Raw genomic sequence first — 19648 nt, 5'->3', positions numbered from 1 at the left:
CCTTCGAGGCAAGCCGAAGGACCAATCATCAAAGGGGCCCGCCATTGTTAATCCTGTCCACCACCTGCAGCAGTGCCCGTTCCTATAAGCCGAGCCGCGGCTTCACTTACTGGCATGTCGATCACCGTGATTCCGCTTGCCGCAAGGAAACGCGCTTCGTTTCTGGTCAGCGTTTCCGCGTCCATTACCGCGCAATGTGGACCTCGGGAGCGCTTCATGATCTGCCTGGCGTAGGTGCGCAGCATCTGATCGTTGAAGCGGCAGCCAACGAAGAAAAATCCGCGGGTGATGCGCCGTTCCTTCACCACGTCTGGGATCGGTGTCTGGATATCGATTTCGGTCAGGACTTCGACATAGTCGGAATCTGCGACGAGAAAGTTTTGCGCCGGCCTAATACTCCCGTGAGGTGTATAGAGAACCGTCTTTGCCCCCGATCGGGGGTCGAGTTCCCTCCCGGACAAATCGTAGGTTTTCGTCCAAATGTTACCGATTTCGTTCGCCCGCGTGACGCCTTGTATCTCAACGACGTCCGTTCGGCCGGTCTCTACGAGAGCCGTGCGCATCGCGCCGTCGTACCAGCTGTCGACGATGAGGGAGAGCGGCAGCCTTGCGAGCCAGGCGTGGAGGAGGGTCGGCGCCACCGGCGCTGCGAATATGTCGGTCATCCAAGCTTGCAGCGTCCGGCGATGCCGGCGCTGTTCGATGAACTGCGCAACCGACCACATATTGGTGCGGATCCTGGAAGGGGCTGGCGCCCGCGCATTGAGTGCCGCGGCAACGAGCTCCGGCGTATGCGGCACAGGCGGTTCCGCACAGTTGAATTCAAGAAGACCCGGACCGAGATAGGGGATCACCTCATCGGCGGCGAGCGCTTCCTCCGCCAGGTCAAGCAGCTTTTCGGCAAAACTGTCCCGCACGATGACGAGGTGGCCCGATGTCAGGATGGTGTTCATGCTCGTTTCCTCGCGACGCACCTTATCAAGGGGCAGCATCAGTCCTCTTCGGAAACCTTCCTTGCCTCGACGGTGATCGGCAGACGCGTATCCCGTGGGAGATCGGGTAGGAGGAGCCGCCACCCGTTCCTGAGCGTCACAGTTCCGCCCCACAACTCTTCCTTCTCGAGCTTGATGATCGGCTCTTCGATGTCCTTCTTCGGGACATACGCCGACAAGCCAGCATCGGTCCTGCGGATCATGACTTTCATCTGGCCGTCCCTTCATTGGTATTGCTATCAGCACTGCAGGGCACCTCGGCTTTGTCGAGGCTCATCAGTTCACGCGCTCGCATGCCGACGACTGTGCCACGGTCGATCCATTCGACCGCATAGATGAAGAACTGCTGGAGAAAGGTGCCAATGTCGCGCACATATCCCTCGTCGCCCTTCCGCACGAGATTTTCGCCGATCTCCCTGCCAGGATAGGTGCCGTCATTCTTTATGTGGCGAGTGGCACGTACCCGCTCTCCCGGCATGAATCGTGGAGGCCTGCGGATTTCGACCTCCTCTTCGCGTCCGAGCGACATGTCCGTTCCCTGATTTCCCTTGAGGCTGCAGATTGTGAACAAAGGCGTTCCAGGCGTCCTGCGAAGGCATCCCCGACCATGTCGGCGGCCCAATGTCCGTCACGCAGGAACGCAGGTCTTCGGCACCGGGCATACCGAGGCACATTGCTGCGCATCGAAGACCCCCTCGCATTCGGTGCACTTTTGCGGCTCGATCACATAGCTCTCGCCTTTGAACTTGATCGCGCCGGAGGGACACTCGAATTCGCAGGCGCCGCATTGGGTGCATTGGGATGCGATGATCTTGAAAGCCATTTTAACTCCTGGTCCGAATGGATGAGACGCGCTCAGGCCGTCGCCGCGAGTGCGGGGGTCCCAGACGCGGCCGCGTAAATCGCGCTGATTGCGGTCTCGATATAGTCGTGGGCATATGCGTCGGTGGCTTGGATTCCAGCGTCGGCGAGCTGATCCTGCGGGCAGTTTCCGATCTTGGCGCACAGCACGATATCTATGCCTTCAAGCGCTGCGATGACGCCATCGAGGGCGGCTTCTCCGCCCCAGCCGCCGAGGCAATACTGCTCCACCTTCCGATGCCCGACAAAACTGATCCCTCTCGGCGAGGCTTGATAAACCTGGAATTCCTTCGCATGGCCGAAATGTTCATTGACGCGGCCGCCGCCCTTGGTCGCCACCGCGAAGAGAAGGGACTTGCCGGGGCTCGCTGCCTTGACCAATCCGATCGCTTCTCTCCTAGCCGCCACGTGATCACGGCGCTCCTCCGCGACCAGCTCCCGATAGGCCTTGCGATTGCTGGCATCGTAGGTGACCTCGCCGGGAATCCGGTCGACTGTGAATTCCTGGCCACGATCCTCTCCGAGCAGGCCGACGGCATCTGCCCGGCACTGCCGGCAGTGGCGCATCAACTGGGCGCCGCCTTCGACACGATCCTGAAGAGCCTTCAGCTCCATTGCGTTTGGGCCGCGTTGCCCGCTCAGTCCGTAGTGCGTGCCGTGCGCCGGGTCCGAAATCAGCGGCATGAGGTTGTGCAGGAACGCGCCTCGCTCCTTGACCCATCTATTCACCTTGATCAGATGCTCATCGTTCACGCCGGGGATCATCACTGAATTGATTTTGGTGAGGATGCCGCGCGCGGTCAGCATCTCCAGACCCAACATCTGCCGCTCGTGCAGGATCCGGGCGGCTTCGATGCCGACGTAGCGGCGATGGTCGTAAAAGATCCAAGGATAGATCTTTGCACCGACCTCAGGGTCGACCATGTTGATGGTGATCGTCACGTGATCGACATTCATGTCGGCAAGCTCATCGACATGGTCCGGCAGCGCGAGCCCATTCGTGGAGATGCAAAACTTGATGTCTGGGATTTCCCTGGCAACTCGTTCGAACGTTGCCTTCGTCTTCTTCCAGTCGTAACAGGCATCGCCCGGTCCGGCGATGCCGAGCACGGAGAGTTGCGGCACCTCGTTGGCGACCGCGACCACCTTGCGTAGCGCCTGGTCGGGTGTCAGCTTTTCGGAGACCACCCCAGGCCGGCTTTCGTTGGCGCAGTCATATTTGCGATTGCAGTAGTTGCACTGGATATTGCAGCCGGGCGCGACCGCGACGTGCATGCGCGCGAAATAGTGATGCGCCTCTTCTGAAAAGCAGGGGTGATCCTTGATCTTCTCCCAGATAGCCGGATCCGTGTCGTCCGGCTTTATCGACGAGCCGCAGGACGAAGACGCGCAGCCACCGGCTTTCACGGTGGCAAGCAACTGGTCACCGAATGTCGTGCTGAGGCTCTCAAGCGAAATTGCCGGTGCGGACATCGAACGGCTCCGTTGCTGGGTGAATGTCGCAGTTCAAACCGCAAGAGCTATGCCAGCTCAAAGAGCGGTTTTGGTTCACGAATTGGCTTTCGTGTCGGATTCCGTCGGATTGCTCCGACACATCTTTGTCGGGCTTCCGACAGTGGACAAGCAAATCGGGTCGCGAAGGCTACCAGCCTTGGGCGCGAAGGGTGTGAGGGAGACTACTCCGGACTTACGTTTGACGTCATCACGACGTCTAGAATTTCTTCACCTCGATGCCATATCGGCGCAGCGCGTAGCCGATTTGCCGCGGCGTGAGGCCGAGGATACGAGCCGCCCTGGCCTGAACCCAACCGGCCTTGTCCATCGCGTCGATCAGCCGGTCGCGTTCCGTCAGACGCGGGGGACAAGCGGGATCGTTTGGATCGCCGGCCGCAAGGGGAGATACGTTGCCTGCGGAGGCACCGATGCGACTGGCCGGCAGCCGCAATCCGACCGGCACTGCGTTGACCCGTGCGAGATCGTCGATGGTATTGCCGCCATTCGAGCGGTCGGCTCGCTTCCAGAGGAGCCAGGAAAGGCACTGGCTCTTCTTACAGGCGAAATCGGATGGCGTGATCGTCCTTGAACGCGCAAGTGTGGCCGTCCTTTGGACGCAGTTCTCCAGCTCGCGGACGTTACCAGGGAAGTAGCATTGCGAGATCAGGTCAAGCGCCGACGGCGCGAAGGCGAGTGCGCGATCGTTCTCCTTGTTGAATCGGTTGAGGAAGGCGTTCGCAAGGCGTGGAATATCGCCGGGTCGCTCTCTGAGCGGAGGCAGGATAATTGGCACCACATTGATGCGGTAATAAAGGTCGGCCCGGAACTCCCCTTTTATGACGGCCGTCTCGAGGTCCTTGTTGGTGGCGCATATGAGGCGCACGTCGACCTGTAGCGTTTTGGTGCCGCCGACTCGCTCCAACTCGCCTTCCTGCAAGACACGCAACAGCTTGGCTTGAAAGGCCGGCGAAATCTCGCCGATTTCATCAAGTAGCAGCGTTCCCTCATTTGCCAATTCAAAACGACCGGCGCGCTGGGAGATAGCACCCGTGAAAGCGCCCTTTTCATGCCCAAACAGTTCTGACTCCAGAACGCTTTCAGACAGTGCGGCGCAGTTCAATTTGACGAAAGACTTCTTCCTCCGACGTGAGAGCTTATGGATGGCTTGCGCAAAGAATTCCTTGCCGGTGCCGCTTTCACCCCGCAGTAGCACGGTGGAATTGGTCCCTGCTACGACCGAGACGGTTTCGAGCACCTGCTTGAGTGCGGGGCTTTCCCCGATGATCCCGTCGATTTTGACATCCGCATGCCGGGCAGGGTCGTAGGTCCTCCCCTCGTTGGGCGATTTCTCCGGTCTCCATTGCTCATGGACAGACCGCTGACGATCTGTACTCAGGATGCGATGGAGACGGATCGTCCGGCCGACAAGGTTGGCGACCATCGTCAGGAAGCATGTGTCCTCGTCGTCGCGAAAGTCGGTAGCGCCGTCTCCGGCGCGGTCGATCGACAATGTCCCAAGGATTTTATGATCAGCCTTTAGCGGGATACCGATAAAGGCAATTGGGATGGTGCCGCTGCTCGAAGATGTTTGAAGGTCAGCCTGAAATAGTTGGGACTTGCGGACGTCCGGTATGAAGAGCGGCGTCCCCGTAGCGACGATTTGATCTGTTATGGCCTGTGGTATGACGCGGCGAGTGCCTGATTGAGGTGCGTGGGTATTGCCGGCAGTTGCGGCAATCTCCGGCTCTCCTTCAGCGTCCAGGACGACGATTGCTCCGTGACGCATCTGCAGAAACGAAGGCAGGATGTTCACGACATTGGCGAGCGTAATCTCCAGCTCGCTGGGGGCGGTCAGCACCTTCGATATCTCGTAGAGTCCCCTGAGCGCGATATCTGCTTGGGGCATGCTTTTGATGGGCGGTTCAGGGCGGGTATCCCGAGGTGCTACCTCGTCGACCCGATCTTGCGGTACGTGAGCCATGGAAACACCTCAGCGGTTGTCGTCCAGAGTGCTCCTCCTTTTGTGTCTGAGTCTGAATTGTGAAAGCACAGTATTCACGAGCTTCTCTTCGTGGCGCGGCAATTCAAGCAAAGATAGACTTGGCGTTGGTCGCGACCTCAGGTGTACCAAGATTGACCCTCTTGATACGGTGCGTGCGTCCTCATCCGAATTTGAAGAGGACTCCGAAGCCGCCGCGTGGATAGTTCCACTCGATCTCGCCACTGGTCTCGCACAAAATCCGGCAGGTGCCGCACTCCATGCAGCCGTCGGCAGTGATCTCCACTTGACCTTTGTCGTTCAACTCATAACATTTCGCCGGGCAGACGTGGGTCAGCGCGAGCAAGTTCGCGCTTGGCCTCTCGTGCGGTCGCACTTTGATATGCGGACGGCCGGAATCCACCAAGTAGCGGTTCTGGTAAAGCTTGTCCTCGACACGTGACTTCGTCACTGCGATCGTCATTTCGTCTCCCCTCAGCGCCACGCCAATGCAAGGCGGACCGCGTCGCTGACCAGCCCCCAGCGCGAGCGCGCCTTGATGAAGGCCGCCGTGGTCGCCTTTTCCTTCTCGATCTTCGGCGTGCCGTCGACACGCATGAAGTTCTGCGCGGCTTGCGACATCAACCGCGGATAAGCCGTGAAGTAATTGCAGGAATTGGTGTGGAGCAAGGCCGGCATGTCTTTGTATTTCCTTAGGTCCTTGACCACGAAGGACTTGTCCAGCATGGCTTTGTAAAGGGCGAGATTCCGTTTGGTCATAGGACCGTTGCGGCTCTTGACCTCGATGATTGCCTCAGCCGCGATGCGGCCGGAGGTCATGGCGAGGTTCGAACCCTCGCGGTGAATGGCGTTGTTCAGTTGCGCGGCATCGCCGACCACGACCCAACCGTCGCCAAAGAGCTGCGGAATAGCCTTGTAGCCGCCTTCGGGAATGAGATGCGCGGAATATTCTTTCACTTCCGAGCCGGCGATCAGCGGCCGGATCGAAGGATGGGTTTTTAAGGCGTCGAGGAGGACGTAAGGGCTCTCGACCATCGCGGCGAAATCGGAGACGAGGCAGCCAATGCCCAGTGAGATCGACTCCTTGTTGGTGTAGAGGAAGCCGAGCCCGGCCATGCTGCGGGAGGTCGTGCCCACCGCCTCGATCACGCAGCCTTCATCGCCTTTGAGGCCGAACCGCTGCTCAATGACCTCTTCGGGCAGGAAATGCATTTCCTTGACGGCGAGCGCCACGGTTTGCGGCTTCGGCATCTCGCGCAGGCCGGCCCGCGTGCCAAGCAGTCCGCATACACCTTCTGCGAGGACGACCACGTCCGCGTAGATGGCCCCGCCGGCCCGGTCTGTGCGGACGCCGATCACCCTGTCCTTGGCGTCACGGATGAGTTCCGTCACGGTCGTCTCGCACAGAACCGTCGCGCCGGCCTCGCGCACCTTACGCGAAAACCATTTATCGAACTGGGCACGGATGATCGTGTAGCGGTTGGGCTTCGCCTCATTGAAGTCGTCCGACCGATAGTGAATCCCGGTATGGGATGTGTCGTCCATCACCCAAAGCCGCTGTTCAACCAAATGCCGCTCGAGAGGCGCATCGTCCCGGAAATCCGGGATGATCTTCTCCAGCATGTTCGCGTACATGATGGCACCCTGGACATTCTTGGAGCCCGGATATTCACCCCGCTCCAACTGCAGCACCTTCAGGCCGTGGCTGGCCATGGTGTAAGCAGCTGCGTTTCCGGACATGCCGGCCCCAATAACAATGGCGTCGAATTGTTCCTCAATCATGTCCATCCCTTAGCTCGCAAGCTTATCGCGACTGTGGGGCGACAGCCGCCGGGTGAAGGCTTCCGTCAGTGCGGGCAGGAAGCGGATCGCGTCGGTGACGATCCCGAGGTGAGCGAAATCGAAAATCGGCGCGTTCGGGTCGGTGTTGATGGCCACGATGAGATCCGCCCCCTCGACGCCAACCCGATGCTGGACGGCGCCGGAAATCCCGGCCGCTATGTAAAGCTTCGGCCGGATGGTCTTGCCAGTTTGGCCGATCTGCCGATCAGCTGGCATCCAGCTCTTCTGGACCAACGGGCGCGAACAGCCATGCTCGGCGCCGATTGCCCGCGCGAGATTCTTCACAAGCTGCAGGTTCTCCGCCGCGCCTAGACCGAGGCCTCCCGCAACCACGACGTCGGCATAGGCAAGATTTGCCTTTGCCGACTGACTATCCGGCAGGAAGCCGAGGATTTTGGTAACGATCTCGTCCTCGGCTACCGAGAGCTTGTGCCGGATGACACGCCCGACCGGTTTATCCGCCCGCTGCGGCATGGGCATGACCCTCGGTCGCACTGTCGCCATCTGGGGGCGGAAATTGAGCGTATAGATCGTGCACAACAAGGAACCGCCGAAAGTCGGACGGGTGGCGGCGAGCGAACCGTCGGTATCCACATCGAGTTCGGTGCAGTCGGCCGTGAGCCCTGTCTGCAAGGTCGTCGCCACGGAGCCGGCAAGATCCCTGCCGAGTGTGGTGGCACCGAGAAGAAGGATCTCGGGTTTGTGGGTATCGACCAGATCCGTCATCGCCTTGGTGAAAGGCTCGTTCCTGTAGTCGGCGAGCAGCGGCTCCTCGACGATGTAGACCAGGTCGGCACCATAAGCGAAGGCTTCGGCAACGGCGTTCCCGATGGCCTCTCCCGGCGGTCCAAGCACGACGCCCGCAAGCTGGACCTGAAGCTTGTCTGCTAACTTGCGGCCTTTGCCGAGCAGTTCGAATGATACGGGATGGACCTGACCGCGTTCGAGCTCGATGAAAACCCAAACGTGCCGGTAGTCCTTGAAATGCGCGGGCAGCTCCTTCTTTATGCCGGCACGGCCGGCGGCAGGGCGAGGGGTTTCTCGGTTCGCGTTCGACATCGTCTGATCCTTGCCCTCTCACGCGCCGCCGTTGAAGGCGAGCTCATGTTCCAATGCCGGCTGGCGGGTGAAGATTGCCGTGATGAGTTCGTCAGCGACATCGCGCAAAGCCATCTCGGCGGTGTCGATTTTTGCCGCCTTTTCCGCCCGCGCAGGAGGCGCGAAAACGCGCTTGACCACCGTCGGTGAACCGCGCAGGCCGCATTTGGTGAGATCCTCAATGCCGGCGTCGGCCGCACTCCATTTCAAGACTTGGCTGCGCGCGGCGCACAGGGCGTCCTGGATCGAGCCCCGGCGGATCTCGTTTGTGCCTTCCAGCATGGTGATGAGGCAAGGGAGCCTGCTCTTCAGCATCTGTGTGCCGCCTTCGGAGCGGCGCTCGACCTTGATCTCGCGTGCAGCAACGTCAATAGAGGCGATCTTCGCGACATAGGTCAGTTGCAGGAGTCCGAGGCGCTTGGCGATGCCAGGCCCGACCTGGGCGGTGTCGCCATCGATCGTCTGCTTGCCGGTGAAGACGAGGTCTGGCGTGCCGAACGTCTCGCCAACCTTCGCGATTGCCTGGGAAAGGGCGAACGAGGTCGCCAGCGTGTCGGAGCCGGCAAAATAGCGGTCGGTCAAGAGCACCGCTCGGTCGGCGCCGTAACCGAGCGCCTTGCGCAGCGCGTCCTCTGCCATGGGCGGACCCATAGTGAGCACGGTGACTTCGCCACCATGCGCGTCGCGCAGTCTGAGGGCTTCTTCGAGGGCGAACAGGTCGTAAGGGTTGATGATAGTCGGAACACCCTGGCGCATGATCGTGTTCGTCACCGGATGGACCCTTATCTGTGCCGAGTCCGGCACCTGCTTGATGCAGATTACGATGTGCATTGGCGGTTTCTCTAGGCTCCTGTCCGGATGCGGGCTTGGCGGTTATCACTTTGGTGCGCATCATTCGTGCCAACTGTTTTGCGCTGCCCCTATTCCTAGAACTTCGCTTGGTTGCTTCTGAGGGCGCCGTGGTGATGACCGGATTTGTCGGCTTCTCGACATTGTCGCGTCGCAACCCGTGTCGCGGTCATTCCTGTCCGAACCGCTTCAGTACGGAGTCGAACGGGACAAAGGTGCGGCCCGGCGTGGCAGGTTTGTTCGGATCGTGGTCTTTGAGCACCTTGAAGACCCGATGGGTGAGCGGCGAGGAAACCGCGAAGTCCTCGTAAGCGCGTTCGAGCGTCGCGCGCACCCGCGCGGCAATCACCTGGTCGGGCAGACCGGAGAAATCTTCTTCGGCAAGATATTGGCCCACGCGCTTCATGATATGGAGCCGCGAGACATTCAGCACCTTCGGGTCATAGGAGACGCCAAGGACTGCGAAGAACTCCTCCGCAGCCGACAGGCGCTTCAGTCGTGCTAGGATGTCGGTGACATTGATGGGGCGGCTGTCAGCGGAACAATTCATTGCATTCTCCCTGGTCGGAAAACTGTGGTGTCGGTGCGCTCGCGCACGGCTGACCTGGACCCGCACAGCTCCGCGAGGGATGCCTCGCTGCACATTCCATCGTAGAGCTCGACCAGTTGAGTTGCAGTGACGGTCGATTTGGTCTCGGCCGCCTCGCGCCGGACGCGGGCCACCATCGCGGCTGCCAGATCCGGGTCGAGATCGCGACCGCTTTCGCTCAGCACATGGGCATTCGCAGTGGCGCCGGAATGCTTGCCGATAACGATACGCCGGCAGCGGCCCACGAGAGCCGGATCGAGCCCTTGATAAGTACGCGAGTCCTTCAGCAGCCCTGCGACGTGAATGCCGGATTCGTGGGTGAAAACATCGGCGCCGACGACCGGCTTAATGGCCGCGGTCTGCCGGCGGGCGGCCCAAGCCACCTGGGCGGCGAGGTCGGGCAATGCGGTCAGCTCGATGCCGGTATCCGCGCCGTCGAGGACCGCCATCGCGGCGGCCACCTCTTCCAGCGCGGCATTGCCCGCACGCTCGCCGAGCCCCAGGACGGTGACGGAGGCATGGCGCGCGCCTGCGCGGATCGCGGCCAGCGTGTTGGCGGCAGCAAGTCCGAGATCGTTGTGCGCATGAACTTCAAGGTCGATTGGAGACTGCGCCACGAGCTGGGCGACAAGTTCGAAGGTCGAAAACGGGTCGAGAACGCCGACTGTGTCGGCTAGCCTGACGCGGCTTGCGCCGGCGCGTGCAGCCGTCTCGATGACGCGGGCGAGATGATCCCGATTGGCCCGCGAGGCATCCTCGCAGCCCACCGCGACGAAGAAGCCGGCGGCGGCTGCGCGCCTGACCATATGCTCGATAACTTGGAGCGCTCCCGCCTTATCGAGGCCGAGCTTGGCGGCAAGTTGTATGTCCGACGCAGGCAGCGATAGATTGACGGCGTGGACGCCGCTCTCGATCGCTGCATCGAGATCCAACGACGTCATCCGGCACCAGGCCATGAGCCGAACCGGGAGACGCCGCGCGACCGCGGCGCGAATTGTTTCGATCTCGTCGGCGCCCATGACCGGCGTGCCGATCTCGATCTCTGTGACGCCGGCCGCCGCAAGAGACTCGGCGATCTCCAGCTTTTCCGTCGTGGTAAAGGCGACGCCGGGCGCCTGCTCGCCATCGCGCAAGGTCGTATCGTTGAGAAAGACATGACGGGTCATGAACGGTAGCCTGTTCTGCTGCCGCTCAGGCACAGACCGGATTGAACGTCTTCGGAGCTTCGCTTACCCGGCCCAGAACTGGGAAAGCCACGCAGCTTCTCCACGATTGCCGGCATGACCTCGAGCACCCGGTCGACGTCCGCTTCGCCGTTGTCCCGCGCCAAGGAGAAGCGGACTGCCGCGTGTGGCGTTTTCATCGCGCTTAGGACATGGCTCGGTTCCAGAGAGCCGGAGGTGCAGGCCGAGCCGGAGGAACACGCGATGCCCATGCGGCTGAGGAGAAGTGGAATTCCATCACTTTCGACATGTTCGAAGGAGATGTTAGCGGTGTTGGGCAACCGTTGCAGGGGATCACCAGTGACACAGGTGCTTGGAATGCGCTGGAGAATCCCGTCCTCCAGGCGATCGCGGAGCGACTTTACCCGTGTGGTCTCGTCGTCCATGAATTTCAAGGCGAGTTCGGCCGCCATGCCGAGCCCGACTATGCCGGGCGTATTCTCGGTGCCAGCACGCCGGTTGTGTTCTTGGTGGCCCCCCTTGATCAGCGAGTGGAAATTGACGCCACGTTTTACGAAAAGCGCGCCGATCCCTTTCGGCCCGTGCAGCTTGTGGCCGGAGAGCGACAGCATGTCGATTGCGGTCGACTTCAGGTCCATCGGAAGCTTGCCGACCGCCTGCACAGCATCGGTATGGAAAAGGGCGCCCACTTCCTTGGCCAACTCGGCAAGCCTGGCCACGGGGAAGATCACACCAGTCTCGTTGTTCGCCCACATTATCGAGACGATTGCCACCTGGGGGGTGAGGGCGGCCATATAGGCGTCGAGGTCGAGCCGGCCACGGCAATCCACCGGGATCCTGTGCACCTTGACGCGGCGGGTCTTCTCAAGATGCGCGCAGAGCGTCAGCACGGCGGGATGCTCGACCGCGGACGTAACGATCTCGGTTCGGTTGGGCGCCGCCTCGATCGCCGAAAGAAGCGCTGCATTGTCGCTTTCTGTCCCACCCGAGGTGAAGGTGATTTCATCGTCGAACTCCGCGCCGATCAGAGCTTGCAACTGCCTTCGCGCCTTTCTCACCGCCGCACTGACTGAGGCGCCAAGAGCGTGCGCCGACGAAGGGTTGCCGAATTGATCCCTAAAGAACGGCAACATCGCTTGCACGACCTCAGGATCGACCCGTGTGGTTGCGTTGTTGTCGAGGTAGACAGGTTTCATGTGCGATCCTCAGTTGACCGGAATGACGCGAGCGCGCGACCGCCTCATTGAGCCTCTGGCGTATGCCGTTGATGATGATGGGCCCGAACTGGCAGCCGGCGGGGACGCCCGAGAGTTTGACGTAGACCGGATCGGCGTCGATATGGCCAAGTCCGCAGTCGCCGCCGTCAGCCCGCAGGTAAGGACGCCCGAACACGACAACGTTATCGATAAGCCGAATTTGGCGCAGCGGCGCGATTTGGCCGCCAGCAGCTTGGGTGCCACCAGGAACCGAACTGTTTCGGGAGGCGACGTTCTTTGCATCCTACCTGAAGCGATTGCCGGTCCCAAGATCGGCTTCGACCTTGCCTTGTTCTTGAGGACAGGGACATCTGTTGTGCCGGCCATATAAGCCTCCTCTGCCGCAACTGAGTCCGTTGGCGGCAATCGCTTCATGGACCCGCACAGGCGCTTCGGGCGATCAACTGAAGGACTTGCCGCAGCCGCACTTCTCGCGCGCGTTGGGGTTATCGAAGACAAAGCCGGAAGATTCGAGCCCGGTGAGAAAGTCGACGGTCATGCCGGCGACATGCGGTTGGGAGCCCGAGTCCACGAACAGCTTGATCCCATCTGTCTCGGTGATCGCGTCGCCCTCGCGCGACACGCTCTCCAGGCCCATTAAGTATTTGAAGCCGGCGCAGCCGCCGGCCTGGACCATGATGCGAAAGCCTTCCGCCGGCTCGCTGGCGCGGGAAAGAGCAGTCTTGATGGCGGCAACAGCGTTGTCGGTGAGCGTAATCATGGCTCCATTCTCCTCAGTCCGGCACCTGCTTGCGCATCACGTTGCATGCACCGTGCCAAAGCGAAAAAACGTTTCAACACAGCGCGGCATCTCTGACACTGCCGTGGTTCTTGTGAGTCCATTGCTGCGAAGGTGTCGGCCAACCGACACGTACTGTCGGGTTTGTCGGGTCCGCCACGGGGATGTTGGGCCTGAGTTCTTGGCTGAACTCACATTAAACCAATGACCATTACAGAAGACTTCTTCTGAGCTTGCTCCGGCGCAATTGGCACGGTTTTTGAAGCTCCATTTGGCGAGGCGGCAAGAGACTGCCGATCCACAATCATGTCGTGGGTGCCCTCGCGATCGATGGGGCGAAGCAAGGGAGCAACATGTCAGGACTGGGTCAGATGCGCTTCGTTTGGCAAAGCAGCGCCGCCCGTGGCGTCCGAATGCCCGCTTGGCCGATTGCGACAACACCGACAATCGCTCACCACCGCCCAGTGGCCGCCGACCGGCTCGATGAAATTCCATCGGCATGTGCCTGCTCGAGTCACTCGGGTCTCGCCGCTCCGACAGCACCCCCGGCTTTCGCGCGGGTGCGACGACGTGCGCACGCTGTCCAGCGACACTTTGTTCACGGGCCAGCAGCAGATCAGGGTCGAGCATTACGGCACGCCTTATCGGCTGAAGATTCCCCGGCAGGGCAGCTGATCCTTACACGTAGGTGGAAGCAGGGGTAAGACATGGACCAGCGCGAGAAACCGTCGCCGGACGAAATCCGGCGGGCGTGCGAAGACAATCCGAAAATCCGGGAGCATGATCTCGCCGCTCGATTGGGCATTTCGGAAGCCGAATTGGTCGCGGCGCATTGTGGTCACGGCGCGGTGCGCATCGAGCCGCGCGTCGATGATCTGCTGACCGGCCTCGAAGCGGTCGGCGAGGTGATGGCGGTCACCCGCAACCAAAGTGCCGTGCACCAAAAGATCGGCGTCTACGACAAAGTGGTCACCGGCAACCCGCATGCCATGGTGCTCGGCGACGAGATCGACCTGCGCATCTTCCCGAAAGCGTGGGCGTATGGCTTCGCCGTCGAGAAGCGCGAGGGAGCCGAGATCCGCCGCAGCCTGCAATTCTTTGATGCCACCGGCGAGGCGATGCACAAAGTACATCTCAGGCCCGCCTCGAACCTGCACGCCTATCAGAATCTGGCGGCAGAGCTCGTATCCTCCGACCAGGAGCCGATCATATCGGTCGAGGCGAGCGGGGCGCGCGATAACGCAGTGAGTCCAGACCAAGCCGCCACGGTCGACGACCTACGCGAGCACTGGAGCCGGCTGAGCGACGTGCATCAGTTCTACCATATGTTGAAGACACTGAAGCTCAGCCGCTGCCAGGCGATGCGTATGGCCGACGAGGATTACGCCTGGCTGCTCGACAATGATGCCGTTGGCGCCCTGTTCCAACAGGCTGCCGAAGACGAGATGCCGATCATGTGCTTTGTCGGCAATCGTGGTTGCATCCAGATCCATTCCGGCCCGATCAAGTCGGTCAAGCAGATCGGGCCGCGGATCAATGTGCTCGACGAGACCTTCCATCTGCATCTTAGGACCCATCACATCCGCGAGGTCTGGGCCGTGCGCAAGCCGACGAGGGACGGTCACGTCACGTCCATTGAAGCCTATGGCGGCGACGGCAAGATGATCATCCAGTTCTTCGGCACGCGCAAGGAAGGCGAACGCGAGCGCAGCGACTGGCGGTTTCTGGCCGAGAACCTGCCACGCATTCCCGGTCCGACCGACAGGGATGTGTAGAGTGCCGGCAGACCCTCGGATTGAACCGGCCGCCATAGGACTCGGCACCACGTTGCGACAGCGGCTGCGAGGTCGTAGCGCATACGGACGGTCAGGTGTGCACGCCGGAATTGACCGCATCGATACAGTCAAGCTCGTCGCCGGGCGGACCGCTGCGCACGAGTGCATCGCCGTCTAACCGGAAAGCCTTGCTGCGGCTGCGAGCGATACAACGCATACGCCATCAGCGCCGAACCGAAGCGCGGCTCGACCTTGTTGATAATTTCGATCATCGCGCGCAAGCGCCGCTGAGTCTTGTCGGACCGCACCCGATCCTTGCGCTGGATCGCGTCGTTGCTCAATCCGGGCCGTGCGAGCGATCTTCTCGCTCGTCGACCGGAAGGCAGTGCAGCAGCAGCCAGGCCGAACAGCCCGATGTCGCGGACTCGACAAAACCGACCGTGGATGTCGGTTGTCGGACGTTGTCCTAAGAATGATGGACAGGTGATCATCAACTTAGCGGCGGCGGGCCCAGTGCAGGCTGGCATCGCTTGGTGCAGCGCCATGGGTACGCCTATCCGGCACGCGACTTGCTTCGACAATTTGATCAGCAGGGCATCAGCAGTGCGTCACGGAGCTCAGCGGTGATTGACCAGCCTCTCAACCCTAACGGGGATAAGGGGCGGCTTTGCTTCATGACCGCAGCGCGGCGGAGATGCCCCTTCTGATTGACTTCGCAACCGATCTCATCCGCGCTGGTGCAGGTGGGCTGTATCGGGAGACAGACTGTAGAAGGGGCCCGACAAGAGACGTACCCATGCTGGAAATCGACTTTATGAACAGCGGTGCAATCTCAATCGGCCATGAACGCCAATGTAGAGAAAGCAAAATGGCAACCAAACCCGTTCCAGATCATGTCCCGCCCGAAATGGTGAGGGACTTCAGCCTGTTTACGTCACCAGGGATGTCACCGACGCCCAACGGGGATCCACACGCAGCTGTCGCTTGCGCCCATGACGGGCCTCCGATCTTTTATTCCCGCTACAACACGCAAGATGGCCGGGGTACCTGGGTCATCACCCGTGCCGCGGACCAGCGCAAGGTGCTGCAGGACGCTGAGACTTTTTCCAGCCATCGCAGCATCTTCTCCTCCATACTAGGTGAAAACTGGCCGACGATCCCGCTTGAGCTCGATCCACCGGCCCATGGCGTCTTTCGCTCACTGCTCAATCCGCTGCTTTCGCCAAAGCGGGTGTTGGCTTTGGAACCGGCTGTCCGCGAACGGGCGGTCGAGCTGATCGAAAGGATCGCCGCGTCGGGCACAAGCTGCGACGTGATGAAGGATTTTGCCTTTCCTTTCGCGGTGAGCACCTTTCTTCGCTTTCTGGGGTTGCCCGATGGCCGACTCGATACATTCGTCGGCTGGGGGAAAGATCTGCTCCACGGCGACGATAAGGAACGACCTGTGGCTGCCCGGACGATCGTGGCATTCATCGACGAACTTGCAGCCATGCGCCGCCAGGAGGCGGTTGACGATTTCATGACCTTTATCGTGCAGGCACAGGTCGAGGGCCGCCGGCTGACGGACACCCAAGTCCGCGGCATCGGCGTGCTTGTCTTCGTCGCTGGGCTCGACACGGTCGCAGCAGCTATAGGCTTTGACTTGGCGTACCTCGCGCGGAACCTCAAAGATCAGCAATTGCTGCGGAGCGAACCGGACCGCATCCCGCTTGCAACCGAAGAATTGCTGCGGGCCTATCCGCCCATTCAGTTGATCCGCGTGGCTACGAAAGATATCGACTTCGAAGGCGCGCCGATCCGGAAGGGGGACTATGTTTCCTGCGCCACGATGATCGCCAATCGTGACCCGGCGGAATTCGAATGCCCCAACACGATCGATTTGGAGCGAGAGGACAACCGCCACGCAGCGTTTGGCTATGGTCCCCACCGTTGCCTTGGCTCACACCTTGCCCGGCGGGAGATTGTCATTGGCCTGGAGGAGTGGCTGGCGCGCATCCCACCTTTCAGGATCAAGCAGGGTACGGCACCGATAACCTCTGGGGGCCATGTGTTCGGGATCGAAAATTTGATCCTGGACTGGTCTTAGGCCCGCCCCGAGCCGGGGCACAGACAATGGAGGCAGCGCCATGCGCATCATCGTCCAAAATGCCAAATGCCAGGGTCACGCGCGATGCGCCGTGCAAGCGCCGGACATCTTCAAGCTTGATGACGAGGGTTACATTCTGCCTGATGACATTGAAGTTGCGGAAGGGGAGGAGCTGCGTGCATCGCGAGGCGCGCGATCCTGTCCTGAACGTGCGCTGGAACTCACCCGCGGACGCTTTGAATCGGACGTCATTCAACCGAGAGTCTAGCGGGCTTGAATGGGGTCGACCATGTGGCCGCACTGGAAAGGACGGCACGCGACCTCTGTCCCAGCACGGTCCACGTCCAACTCCGCGGGGGCATTTCCGGCGCCGAGGTGTTCCCCATGAGGCGCAAACGGCAGGGCGGGGGTTCGGAAACACCTCTTCCAATCACAGAATTTGCGACAGAGCCGATGGACCAGACGAAAATTGCCGAACTACTCGACGCGAGGCGATCCGGAGTGCCATACCAAAGAACTGCCCATGTTGCGGCCGACCGGTCGCTGAATGGCTTGATAGGACAACCAGGAGAACAACACCATATTCGCCCAACACTATGCCCGGCTCAGCACCGGCCAATGGCCGCAGATCGAGCTGGAGAGGAGGTTCGACCAGCATGTACTTGCCTGTGTGCTTTCACGTGCGCTCGAGGAGATCGAGGCCGGCGAGGCGACGGCGACGGAGGCAACCGGACTTTCGCGCGCCGAGCTGCGCGATGTCCTGGCCCGCTGTTTCCCTGCTATTCCTATCAACGCGTTTGCCTTGAAAGAGGTGAGCGAGCCCGAGCCGGATCTGGAAGAAGAACTTCTGCATGGACTGCTGCTGGCGCATGCCCGACATGGCGACCCGGCGAGCGCCCGCTTCGCCAAGATCATCGCCCGGCGTGCCATGCGCAATGACCATCTCTGGCAGGAGCTTGGCCTTTTTAATCGAAACGACCTCGGCCGCCTGCTCGCCTCGCATTTTCCGACGCTGGCGGCCGGCAACACCCAAAACATGAAATGGAAGAAATACTTTTACCGCAAGCTCTGCGAGGCCGAAGGTTTTTCGCTCTGCAGCGCGCCCAGTTGCTTGGAATGCAATGATTTCGAAAGCTGCTTCGGCCCGGAGGGACTTTGCGAGTAGCCCGCCCTTAAGTCATTGAATTCTAAAGCGCGAATAGCGTTGACCGAAATCGCCAGAATCAAGAAACGTACACCTGATTGGTGTACGCAAGGGTGTACAGCGCCAAGGATTCCGTTGTCAACATTGAGAAGCGAGGGGGAATCAGTCAGAGATCGCGCAGGGCGGAGCGAGCGAACAATGAGCGTCAATTGGGGCGAAGATGACTTGGCGAGGCTGCTGGCTCTTGAGCACGCCTTTCATGCGCTTGCCCTGCTGTCAGCAAGCAACTACGCCCATCTCGCGGGAACCACACCCAGCGCCGCCGTGAAGCAGTTCCGAGAAGCTATCGAAGGCTCCGTCTACGATAGCGGACAGGCTCCGAAGACCGTACAAGTGCTCATGAGCAAGCATCTGAAGAAGATGTTCGACCACGTGGCCGCAATGGCTGTCCACGCGGACCAAGGATTCATAGGCGATGAGTGACATCTACGAGAACGCCATCGCCTCGATCAGGCTTGGTATCCAGGATTTTCAATCCAACGACGAACTTCGGCCGATAAGCGCGCTGCGGAATTTCTACGCGGGGGTGCTACTTCTTGGAAAACAGTGTCTTTTGAATGCTGCGCCAGACGACGCCGACCCCATGGAAATCCTTGCATCGAAGTTCGCCCCCATTTTGGACGACGACGGCGAGGTAGCATATGCAGCGAAGGGCCAGCAGACTATTGACCTTGCGGAACTCCGTGAGCGCTTCAAGGGTTTCAAGCTCACATGGCCTGCTGGCGACATCAAAGGCCTCCAGAAGCTCCGGAATGACTTTGAGCACTACCACTCTGCAACGCCGAAACCAGCGATACGACAGGTGATAGCCGATTGCTTTCCTTTGGTGGAAGGATTCTTCGCAATACTGGAGAAATCGCCCAAGGTTGAGCTTGGCGACACGTGGGATTTGATGCTTGCAGAACGCGCGTTCTTCAGAAAGCTGAAAGACTCGTGCAACGCGACATTCCAGAAAATTCCCTGGTGGCCAGAGATTGCTGAACGCGATGATATCTCGTGCCCGAACTGTAGATCGTCGCTCGTTTACCAGAAAGACGACACCAACGACGAACCAGGTGACATTGAGGGATGCTGCAAGGCATGCGGCGATGCTTTCTCAGCAGAGAAGACCGTCGAGATAATTGTGCAGGCAGGCTTCGGCATTGATGACTACATGGCTGCCAAGGAAGGGTTGGAGCCGACGATTCACGACTGTCCTGAGTGCTACAACGCCACATATGTGGAAACAGGCATCACCGTAAAATGCTTCTTCTGCGGCTATGCAGTGGGCGGCGACTGCGCGAGGTGCGGTGAGTCACTTAGTATAAGTAACAAGTCTGTCAACAATCCCCGACTCTGCGACTACTGCGATCACATGTTGTCGAAGGACGACTAGGTCCTGAGACCCAGACCGAGCGCCCTCTAACGGGAAACAGATTCGTGGCCAAAGAAGAGGCAGATACCTGGGAACTCGACGAACCAGCGGCGCGCACCCACACCCCCCCAGGTTGGCCGATCAAAGTGATCGAGTTCAGTGCAAGTGGGAAGGCACCAAAGAAGTATGGACCGAACACCTATCGGTTCGGCGCTTCCCTCACGTTGAGCGTGGTTCTTCCAAGGCGGGGATGGTCGCTTGTCCAAGCAGACGAAGAACTACGCCTACTTAACACCACCCCCAGATCAGCTAGGCCCCAACTTCCG

Annotated in this window: 22 protein-coding genes and 1 pseudogene; 7 read left to right on the top strand and 16 right to left on the bottom strand. The window is 60.3% G+C overall.

Annotation, left to right across the window (positions count from 1 at the left end):
- Positions 1–47 precede the first annotated feature (47 nt).
- From NKJ20_RS26040 to NKJ20_RS25970, 15 genes are all read right to left on the bottom strand, one after another.
- Positions 48–953 (bottom strand): SIR2 family NAD-dependent protein deacylase, encoded by a 906-nt coding sequence (locus NKJ20_RS26040; RefSeq protein WP_352748017.1) that lies wholly within the window; start codon positions 951–953, stop codon positions 48–50.
- 38 nt (positions 954–991) lie between these two features.
- Positions 992–1204 carry a putative nitrogen fixation protein NifT gene (gene nifT, locus NKJ20_RS26035; RefSeq protein ID WP_352748015.1) on the bottom strand — a complete coding sequence of 71 codons (213 nt, stop codon included), beginning with the start codon at positions 1202–1204 and terminating at the stop codon, positions 992–994.
- Positions 1201–1521, bottom strand: coding sequence for a nitrogen fixation protein NifZ (locus NKJ20_RS26030; protein WP_352450751.1), 321 nt, complete (start codon positions 1519–1521; stop codon positions 1201–1203). The genes nifT and NKJ20_RS26030 overlap by 4 nt, the downstream gene beginning before the upstream one ends.
- A 99-nt stretch (positions 1522–1620) precedes the next feature.
- Positions 1621–1815, bottom strand: coding sequence for a 4Fe-4S dicluster domain-containing protein (locus NKJ20_RS34200; RefSeq protein ID WP_023678248.1), 195 nt, complete (start codon positions 1813–1815; stop codon positions 1621–1623).
- A gap of 32 nt (positions 1816–1847) precedes the next feature.
- Positions 1848–3326 (bottom strand): nitrogenase cofactor biosynthesis protein NifB, encoded by a 1479-nt coding sequence (gene nifB, locus NKJ20_RS26020; protein ID WP_352700536.1) that lies wholly within the window; start codon positions 3324–3326, stop codon positions 1848–1850.
- 238 nt (positions 3327–3564) lie between these two features.
- Positions 3565–5328, bottom strand: a complete 1764-nt coding sequence (nifA, locus tag NKJ20_RS26015; RefSeq protein WP_352748013.1) for a nif-specific transcriptional activator NifA — start codon at positions 5326–5328, stop codon at positions 3565–3567.
- Positions 5329–5509: 181 nt separating this feature from the next.
- Positions 5510–5809: a ferredoxin family protein gene (locus NKJ20_RS26010; RefSeq protein ID WP_023678245.1), complete on the bottom strand. Its 300-nt coding sequence runs from the start codon at positions 5807–5809 to the stop codon at positions 5510–5512.
- A gap of 11 nt (positions 5810–5820) precedes the next feature.
- Positions 5821–7128: an FAD-binding protein gene (locus NKJ20_RS26005; RefSeq protein WP_023678244.1), complete on the bottom strand. Its 1308-nt coding sequence runs from the start codon at positions 7126–7128 to the stop codon at positions 5821–5823.
- Between the two features lie 9 nt (positions 7129–7137).
- Entirely contained in the window at positions 7138–8247 is a 1110-nt protein-coding gene (locus NKJ20_RS26000; protein ID WP_352480509.1) for an electron transfer flavoprotein subunit alpha/FixB family protein, read from the bottom strand.
- Between the two features lie 18 nt (positions 8248–8265).
- A complete protein-coding gene (locus NKJ20_RS25995) occupies positions 8266–9117 on the bottom strand; it encodes an electron transfer flavoprotein subunit beta/FixA family protein (protein WP_352748009.1) in 852 nt (283 codons plus the stop codon).
- Positions 9118–9304: 187 nt separating this feature from the next.
- The gene (gene nifW, locus NKJ20_RS25990) at positions 9305–9685 is read right to left on the bottom strand and encodes a nitrogenase stabilizing/protective protein NifW (protein WP_352506802.1); all 381 of its coding nucleotides are present in this window, start codon (positions 9683–9685) and stop codon (positions 9305–9307) included.
- Positions 9682–10890, bottom strand: coding sequence for a homocitrate synthase (gene nifV, locus NKJ20_RS25985; RefSeq protein WP_352748007.1), 1209 nt, complete (start codon positions 10888–10890; stop codon positions 9682–9684). The genes nifW and nifV overlap by 4 nt, the downstream gene beginning before the upstream one ends.
- Positions 10887–12104, bottom strand: a complete 1218-nt coding sequence (gene nifS / locus NKJ20_RS25980; protein WP_352748004.1) for a cysteine desulfurase NifS — start codon at positions 12102–12104, stop codon at positions 10887–10889. The genes nifV and nifS overlap by 4 nt, the downstream gene beginning before the upstream one ends.
- Entirely contained in the window at positions 12055–12300 is a 246-nt protein-coding gene (locus NKJ20_RS25975; RefSeq protein WP_352748003.1) for a NifU family protein, read from the bottom strand. Before NKJ20_RS25975 ends, nifS begins: the two co-directional genes overlap by 50 nt.
- A 264-nt stretch (positions 12301–12564) precedes the next feature.
- Positions 12565–12885, bottom strand: a complete 321-nt coding sequence (locus NKJ20_RS25970; protein ID WP_352748001.1) for an iron-sulfur cluster assembly accessory protein — start codon at positions 12883–12885, stop codon at positions 12565–12567.
- A gap of 588 nt (positions 12886–13473) precedes the next feature.
- On the opposite strand from NKJ20_RS25970, the gene hemP reads away from it, so the two are divergent.
- Both hemP and NKJ20_RS25960 read left to right on the top strand, forming a co-directional pair.
- On the top strand, positions 13474–13578 hold the full coding sequence (gene hemP, locus NKJ20_RS25965; RefSeq protein ID WP_352692227.1) for a hemin uptake protein HemP: 105 nt from the start codon (positions 13474–13476) through the stop codon (positions 13576–13578).
- 32 nt (positions 13579–13610) lie between these two features.
- Positions 13611–14678, top strand: coding sequence for a hemin-degrading factor (locus tag NKJ20_RS25960; protein WP_352747999.1), 1068 nt, complete (start codon positions 13611–13613; stop codon positions 14676–14678).
- Positions 14679–14769: 91 nt separating this feature from the next.
- On the opposite strand, the pseudogene NKJ20_RS25955 reads toward NKJ20_RS25960, so the two are convergent.
- A pseudogene (locus tag NKJ20_RS25955) lies at positions 14770–15110 on the bottom strand (hypothetical protein).
- Between the two features lie 436 nt (positions 15111–15546).
- Here NKJ20_RS25955 and NKJ20_RS25950 point away from each other — a divergent pair.
- The 5 genes from NKJ20_RS25950 to NKJ20_RS25930 all read left to right on the top strand — a co-directional run bounded on the left by NKJ20_RS25950 (position 15547) and on the right by NKJ20_RS25930 (position 19343).
- Positions 15547–16764 (top strand): cytochrome P450, encoded by a 1218-nt coding sequence (locus tag NKJ20_RS25950; protein ID WP_352748041.1) that lies wholly within the window; start codon positions 15547–15549, stop codon positions 16762–16764.
- Positions 16765–16804: 40 nt separating this feature from the next.
- Positions 16805–17032 (top strand): ferredoxin, encoded by a 228-nt coding sequence (locus NKJ20_RS25945; RefSeq protein ID WP_352747998.1) that lies wholly within the window; start codon positions 16805–16807, stop codon positions 17030–17032.
- A 312-nt stretch (positions 17033–17344) separates the two neighbouring features.
- Entirely contained in the window at positions 17345–17929 is a 585-nt protein-coding gene (locus NKJ20_RS25940) for a nitrogen fixation protein NifQ (protein WP_352748038.1), read from the top strand.
- A 177-nt stretch (positions 17930–18106) separates the two neighbouring features.
- Positions 18107–18391, top strand: coding sequence for a hypothetical protein (locus tag NKJ20_RS25935; RefSeq protein ID WP_095091031.1), 285 nt, complete (start codon positions 18107–18109; stop codon positions 18389–18391).
- Positions 18384–19343, top strand: a complete 960-nt coding sequence (locus NKJ20_RS25930) for a hypothetical protein (protein WP_352747997.1) — start codon at positions 18384–18386, stop codon at positions 19341–19343. The genes NKJ20_RS25935 and NKJ20_RS25930 overlap by 8 nt, the downstream gene beginning before the upstream one ends.
- Positions 19344–19648: the final 305 nt, after the last annotated feature.

The sequence above is a fragment of the Mesorhizobium sp. M0185 genome (assembly GCF_040322175.1).
GTDB lineage: Bacteria > Pseudomonadota > Alphaproteobacteria > Rhizobiales > Rhizobiaceae > Mesorhizobium.
This window is presented reverse-complemented; position numbering and strand designations above follow the sequence as displayed.